Source organism: Nocardia sp. NBC_01327 (assembly GCF_035958815.1).
Classification (GTDB): domain Bacteria; phylum Actinomycetota; class Actinomycetes; order Mycobacteriales; family Mycobacteriaceae; genus Nocardia.
This window is the reverse complement of record NZ_CP108383.1, coordinates 1,517,516-1,523,164: the sequence shown is the minus strand read 5'-3', so window position 1 is coordinate 1,523,164 and position 5,649 is coordinate 1,517,516. Positions and strand designations below refer to the sequence as shown.

Here is a 5,649-nt window from a genome sequence, read left to right as displayed (position 1 = left end):
GGCGGATCGATCACCTCACCGCGCGAGATCACCATCCGCGGTCGGTGGCCCCGCCGGTGCGCTGGGATGCCGTGGAATCCTGCTGTGCCGCAGTGCGTTCCGGCGCCTTCGGCGGTGCGGTCGATACCACCGGTGGCTCCGGCACAGCCAGCTCGCGGCTCAGATCGGGCATACCCGGAATCAGATCGGTCAACTTGGGCAGGCGATCCCGGTTCTTCGATACCGGCGCCATCACCTCGCGACCGCGCTGGGCCACCTCCGCCGACGCCTGCTGCGCGGCCTCCACTACGGCCTTGGCGATCTCCGGATACTCCAGATCCTCTATGCCGGAACCGAATTTGACCTCGATCAGCGTGCCGTCGGCATTCACCGTCACCGTCACCCGCTTACCCCGGACGGTCGCGGACGCCGTCAGGGCCGCGCGCTCACGCTGCAGCTTGGTGATGGTCTGCATCTGGTCGGCGAAGCCCTCCAGAATGTCGGCGAGGTTGGCCTTGGCGAATTCGTTGCTCATAGCGCAGAACTCACTTGAAGCCGTCGCTATTGCCCTGATCCATACTGGTCAGCTGCGCCGCCGCATCGGTCTGGCCCTTGGAGAAGTTGTCGAACGTACCGGCCATATTGTTGGCGCCGTCGATAATGTTCTCGCGACTCTTGAGGTAGCCGTTGGCCCCGTCGGCGAAGTTCTTGCCGAGACTGTCGTTGCCCCAGGGCTCGCCGCGCCCGTCAGCGCTGGCGGTCAGCGTCTTGACCACGGTGTCGATGCTGTCCCGAACGGCGCCGGTCTTCGCGGCCGCGGTAGTCAGCAGATCCGAATAAGCCTTCAGCCGGTCAGCCACAACAAGCCACCTCCGCTACTCCGACGCACTGTGAGCAGAGCGAGCCTGTCAGGTCAGAGCAACCAGTCAGTAGCTGGAATATGAACGGCGAGTGCTGATTCGAGCAGGAGGCAGAACGGTGCGGCGGTCACCGCACCGGCGTCAGTGCTCTTCTTCTTCGCCCCGGGCTTCCATATGCCACAGGATGCGGTCGATGGTCCGCTCGAGGTGATCGGCGAACCGGCGGGTGGTCACACCCACCGCCGAGCGGGCCGGGCTGTCCAGGTCGATCAGGTAGCGACCGTCACCGGGCAGGTCACGCCACACCACGGTCGATTCCGCGATACCGCGCGGACCGTATTTGGAGCGGCCCTGCAGGACCTGCAGCGCGCCGGTCAGCTCCGCCGGCGTGGACAGGAAAGTGAGACTGCGGCTTTCGGTGGTGTCGTCGAAACTGTCGAAAGCCGCGGAACGGGAATTGGCGTACGGATCCGGTTCGGGCGGTTCGGTGACGATCGAGATCTCGGGCAATCGCCCGGCCTCGACCTCGGGCAATTGCGCGACCAGGAGGCCGGGAAGTTCCTCGGGTTCACATTCGATGAGGGTCACCGCCCCACCGTGATCCACCGTTTCACCCGGCTGCTGCGTGAGAACGCAGGCCCGCCTGCCGCTCCGCACCCCGTGCACCCGCAGGTGCGTTTTCGGATTGTCGATATCGCTGTCCCGCCAGCCGTGCATGCCGACGAAGACTTCTGGGCGCGCGACCGTATCGAAGACCGCGGCGAAACCTGGCTCCAGCCGCTCGTCGAGAGCGTCCCCGATCTCCGCGAGCTCACGCAGATAGTCGTCGAGCAGCGGTGTGCGACTGAGGTACAGGAAGGGCGAGGGCATCGCCCCGGACCGGTACCGATTGCACAGCACCTTGAATTCGACGTCGGTGAACTCCCACCTCATGCCTCGACCGCCGGAATGTCGGCCGGCGCCTCACCGATATGGCTCAGTGCACTGAGGAAGTCGACCGGCGGGACTTCCGCATCCGCACCCGACGTCACGGAATCGGACAGGACGCCGTCCGAAAGCCCCGCTGTCACACCGAAAACCGGCTGTACCAGGCTGCCGTCGATGCCCGCGCGCGGGAACAGATTGGTCAGCGAGGGTGCGCCTGTCACCTGTGCGGCGTCGGGCGTCGCCAGCGCCGCGCCGGAGGAGGTGACATCGGCGGGCAGTCCCGCGGCGGGCACCGCCGCATCCGGCGCGGACGTCAGGCCCATCAGCTGCGACAACTCTGCCAGCTTGTCGGGCGACTGCTGAATTTGCGCGAGGGCCGCCGTCACCTTGTCCTGGGACACTCCGAGCAATTGCGAAAGCTCGGAGGTATTGCCCGTCTGCAGTGCGGAGTCGAGCTGCGTGAGCAGCGTCGGAAGCTGCTGCATCACAGTCGATCCCGCGCTGGCCAGACTGCTCAGCAGACTGGTGAGCGTCGAGAGGCCCTGGCCGCTGTCCGACGTCGAGGTACCGGCGGACACCGGGGTCGCCGTCACAGCCGGGGTGGTCGCCGCCGGATTCGTGTAGGCGGGAACGGTGGCCTGCGGCTGAGCGGCGTTCGGGTCGGTGGTCGCGGCCGGATTGGCATTCGGATCGGACGCGAGGCTGGCCGGGAGCTTCGGCGCGGCAACATTCGACTTCGGCGCGGAGCCGGGTGAGGTTCCCGGGCCCGCCCCGGGATTGGCGCCGGGATTCGTGCCCGGATCTTTCCCGGGATTCGTGCCGGGATCCTTCCCCGGATCCGTTCCGGGATCTTTGCCAGGATCGGTGCCAGGATTTTTGCCCGGGTCCTTTCCTGGATCTTTACCCGGGTCCTTGCCAGGATCTTTACCCGGATCGTTGGCCGGAATCGCCCCGGGCTTGGCCACCGGAATCGGATTCGACACCACCGGTATCACCGCGGCCGTCGACTTCAGCGGCTGCAGGTAGTCGCGATCGAAGTAGTGCTGCTCATCGTGCAGCGCCCCACTCTTATCGCAATTCCAGGGCTGCTTCCGCTGCGTCGGCATGGAGAACTGGGTGGAGGACATCCACGCCGAGGTGTAATGCATGCTCTCGCCCAGCAGCTCCATGGTGTTCCGGAGCGGTTCGACCTGTCCGGCATAGGCCGTGATCGCCGCCTGCGCCTGATCGAAACCGCCACCCGACCAGTACTTGTTGAGCGACTGCATCTGGTTCCCGAAAGTGCCGAGCTTGTCATCCACCCAGCCGGACATCGACTTCCACAGCTCGCCCGCATTGGAATAGGTATCGGGAGCCAGTGACTGCCCCAGATCGTAGAGCTGCTCCCAGCTCATCGAATCCTTGTTCTCCAGGTGAATGGGAACGGATTCCTTGGCGCCCGAGTAGTTCTGGAGTCCCTTGGGCAGGCTCTGCTCCTCGTAGGCGCCCGGCGCGGCCTTCTGCGGCGCCTTGTAGTCCAGCGCCGCCGGAGTCGTGGGCATCTGGATCTTGTCCAGGTCCGCGGCCTGGAACTGTTCCTTCGAGGCATTGTCCGCCGCCAGATACGACTTGGACGCGGCCCGGAACGTCTCCGCCATATCCGTGAGGATCGTGATGTGGGCGTCGATCGAATCCAGCAGTTCGGTGCCGTGATTGCTGTACGCCGAGGCGAGCAGCGAGCCCGAGGTCAAATCGCCGATCGGATCCATGCTGTTGAGCTTGCCGTCGGTCGCCATCTTGCGGAACTTGCGCATGGCGCCGATCATGTCGGCGCACGCCTGAATCGCCTGCGTAGCCGCCTTGGGATCGAAGAGCAGCGGGTCCGCGGACGCCCCCGCCGAAGTTCGCAGGCCCGCCCATGCCGTGAGGTCTTTAATGTCAGGTGCCATCGGTAACTATGCCGCTCCGCCCGTTTCAGCTGTGCCTGCCAGCACACCGTACGTTCGTAAACTACCGATGGCGCGCAAGGAAATTCAACGTCTGAGAAACATCATCTGCGATGATCGGCAGTTGTGCGGGTACTGGTGCAGCGGGTGAGTTCGGCGCAGGTGACGGTCGGCGATGAGGTGGTGGGGCGGATCGATCCGGCCGCGCACGGTGCGCCGCACGGGCTGGTCGCGCTGGTCGGAGTGACGCACGGTGACGGCGAGGCCACGGCGAAAGCTCTGGCAGACAAGCTGTTCCGGCTGCGCATACTCGACGGTGAACGATCGGCCGCCGATCTGGGTGCGCCGATTCTGGTGATCAGTCAGTTCACGCTGTATGCCGACACCGCCAAGGGGCGGCGGCCCTCATGGAATGCCGCGGCGCCCGGCGCGGTCGCCGAACCGCTGGTCGAGGTCTTCGCGGCTACTCTGCGCGAGCTGGGAGCCACGGTGGCGACCGGACGCTTCGGGGCGCATATGCATGTGGAGCTGATCAATGACGGGCCTGTGACACTGCTGCTCGAAGGCTGAACTGCGCGAACGGCGACCACGCCCGACCCTCGCTAGGGTGGCGGGCATGCTGCTGTGGATCAATGGGCCGTTCGGAGGCGGTAAGACACAGACCGCGGCGGGCGCTGGTGGGGGTCAGGCACATTCGGGTCGGCTGACGTTATTCGTCTGACGTGCTCAATCGCGGGCCGGGGTGATCAGGGCGAGGATTACGCCGATGACGCCGAGCACCAGAATGACGATCGGCCATATCCAGCTGGTGGTGAGGACCATGGCCAGAATGCCGAGGGTCAGGGTGCCGGCGCCCAGCAGCAGGCTTTGCAGATCACGGTTCATCGGTGCGGCCCTACTTCGAGAATGAATTCGCCTGGCAGACAGTGCGAATCGAAGTGGTGGCGCCGTCCAGATCCTGCGCTTTCAGCCAGTGGAATCCGGAGGAGGTGAATTTGCTCAGCTTATCGCTGTCGGCGCGGACGCCGGCCTGATCGGCGCCCCGGTAGTTCGCCGCCGCATTGCGCAAATCCTTGAGCTGACCGGTCAATTCGGAGCGCGCCGCCTGCAGTCTGGACAGCTTCCCGCACAGCTCCGCCTTCTCCACCGGCCAGCCGACCATACAGGCCAGACCGAAGGCGGCCACCGCGGCGACGGCGATCAACTGGTTCATCTGGCGCACCATGCGGCGTCGGCCGAAGACTTTTCCCGCCGACTCCGGCAGGTCCGGGCACACCTGCCGGAGCACGTGCCGGAACACCAGGAAGTTGGGGATCTCATCGACGCCCTGGGTGACGCGGGTCTGCTCACCGGCCTCGATGACCGCCTGGCCCTGGTGCACTCGGAATGCGCGAAGCTCCTGCAGGGCAAGGGTTTTCCTTCCTGCCCCGATCTCGCGGGCGGAAATCCACCACGGCCCGAACTGCACCCGATGACCGGCCCGCACGGCGTCGCTCGCACCGTCGGCCTGCCGCACGGCAACCGCCTCCACCAATTGCGGGCCCCACTCCCCCGGGCCCGTGATCGCCTCGGTCACCTTCATCTCCGCACCGCGGATATCGGTGATCCGATACTCGTACGAGGTGTGCGTGTGCACCCCGTTGCGGTGCATCCGAACGATCTTCTGCCGCACCTCGGTCGAGTCGTACCGCGCCACCCGCACCTGCCTGCCGACGATGACGGTGCACCCGTTCTCGTACAGATCAAGCCGCGCATCGCCTTTCGCCGCGAGGTACCCCCTGCGGTGCCTGCCGAGACCATGGGCGTGGGCCGTCTCGGCAATGCGCCGCAACCGTTCCGGATCACGGTTCGCGCCGCTGGCATCGTCGCCGGACATGCCCCTCCTCGGTCGATCACATTCGGGCTCAAACTATCCGGCCCGCGTTACCTCCGCAAAAGGAACGGGACTGTTTCAGTGA

General features: G+C 65.6%; 7 protein-coding genes. 1 reads left to right on the top strand and 6 read right to left on the bottom strand.

Features of this window, described 5'->3' with window-relative positions:
- Window positions 1-28 precede the first annotated feature (28 nt).
- The 4 genes from OG326_RS06640 to OG326_RS06625 all read right to left on the bottom strand — a co-directional run bounded on the left by OG326_RS06640 (window position 29) and on the right by OG326_RS06625 (window position 3,694).
- Complete coding sequence (locus OG326_RS06640; protein WP_327143720.1) at window positions 29-514, bottom strand: YbaB/EbfC family nucleoid-associated protein; 486 nt, start codon at window positions 512-514, stop codon at window positions 29-31.
- A 10-nt stretch (window positions 515-524) separates the two neighbouring features.
- On the bottom strand, window positions 525-839 hold the full coding sequence (locus OG326_RS06635; protein ID WP_327143719.1) for a hypothetical protein: 315 nt from the start codon (window positions 837-839) through the stop codon (window positions 525-527).
- 141 nt (window positions 840-980) lie between these two features.
- A complete protein-coding gene (locus OG326_RS06630) occupies window positions 981-1,772 on the bottom strand; it encodes an ESX secretion-associated protein EspG (protein ID WP_327143718.1) in 792 nt (263 codons plus the stop codon).
- A complete protein-coding gene (locus OG326_RS06625; RefSeq protein ID WP_327143717.1) occupies window positions 1,769-3,694 on the bottom strand; it encodes a hypothetical protein in 1,926 nt (641 codons plus the stop codon). The genes OG326_RS06630 and OG326_RS06625 overlap by 4 nt, the downstream gene beginning before the upstream one ends.
- A 123-nt stretch (window positions 3,695-3,817) precedes the next feature.
- Between OG326_RS06625 and dtd the strand changes: the two genes are divergently transcribed.
- The gene (gene dtd / locus OG326_RS06620; protein WP_327143716.1) at window positions 3,818-4,261 is read left to right on the top strand and encodes a D-aminoacyl-tRNA deacylase; all 444 of its coding nucleotides are present in this window, start codon (window positions 3,818-3,820) and stop codon (window positions 4,259-4,261) included.
- 156 nt (window positions 4,262-4,417) lie between these two features.
- Here the strand turns inward: dtd and OG326_RS06615 are convergent, their stop codons facing one another.
- Complete coding sequence (locus OG326_RS06615; protein WP_327143715.1) at window positions 4,418-4,576, bottom strand: hypothetical protein; 159 nt, start codon at window positions 4,574-4,576, stop codon at window positions 4,418-4,420.
- Window positions 4,577-4,586: 10 nt separating this feature from the next.
- Entirely contained in the window at window positions 4,587-5,567 is a 981-nt protein-coding gene (locus OG326_RS06610) for a DUF6585 family protein (protein WP_327143714.1), read from the bottom strand.
- Window positions 5,568-5,649: the final 82 nt, after the last annotated feature.

Bases quoted from the DNA above. Each gene is read 5' to 3' on its own strand.
- OG326_RS06640 (WP_327143720.1), bottom strand. From the start codon at position 514: ATGAGCAACGAATTCGCCAAGGCCAACCTCGCCGACATTCTGGAGGGC.
- OG326_RS06630 (WP_327143718.1), bottom strand. From the start codon at position 1,772: ATGAGGTGGGAGTTCACCGACGTCGAATTCAAGGTGCTGTGCAATCGG.
- OG326_RS06625 (WP_327143717.1), bottom strand. From the start codon at position 3,694: ATGGCACCTGACATTAAAGACCTCACGGCATGGGCGGGCCTGCGAACT.
- OG326_RS06615 (WP_327143715.1), bottom strand. From the start codon at position 4,576: ATGAACCGTGATCTGCAAAGCCTGCTGCTGGGCGCCGGCACCCTGACC.
- OG326_RS06610 (WP_327143714.1), bottom strand. From the start codon at position 5,567: ATGTCCGGCGACGATGCCAGCGGCGCGAACCGTGATCCGGAACGGTTG.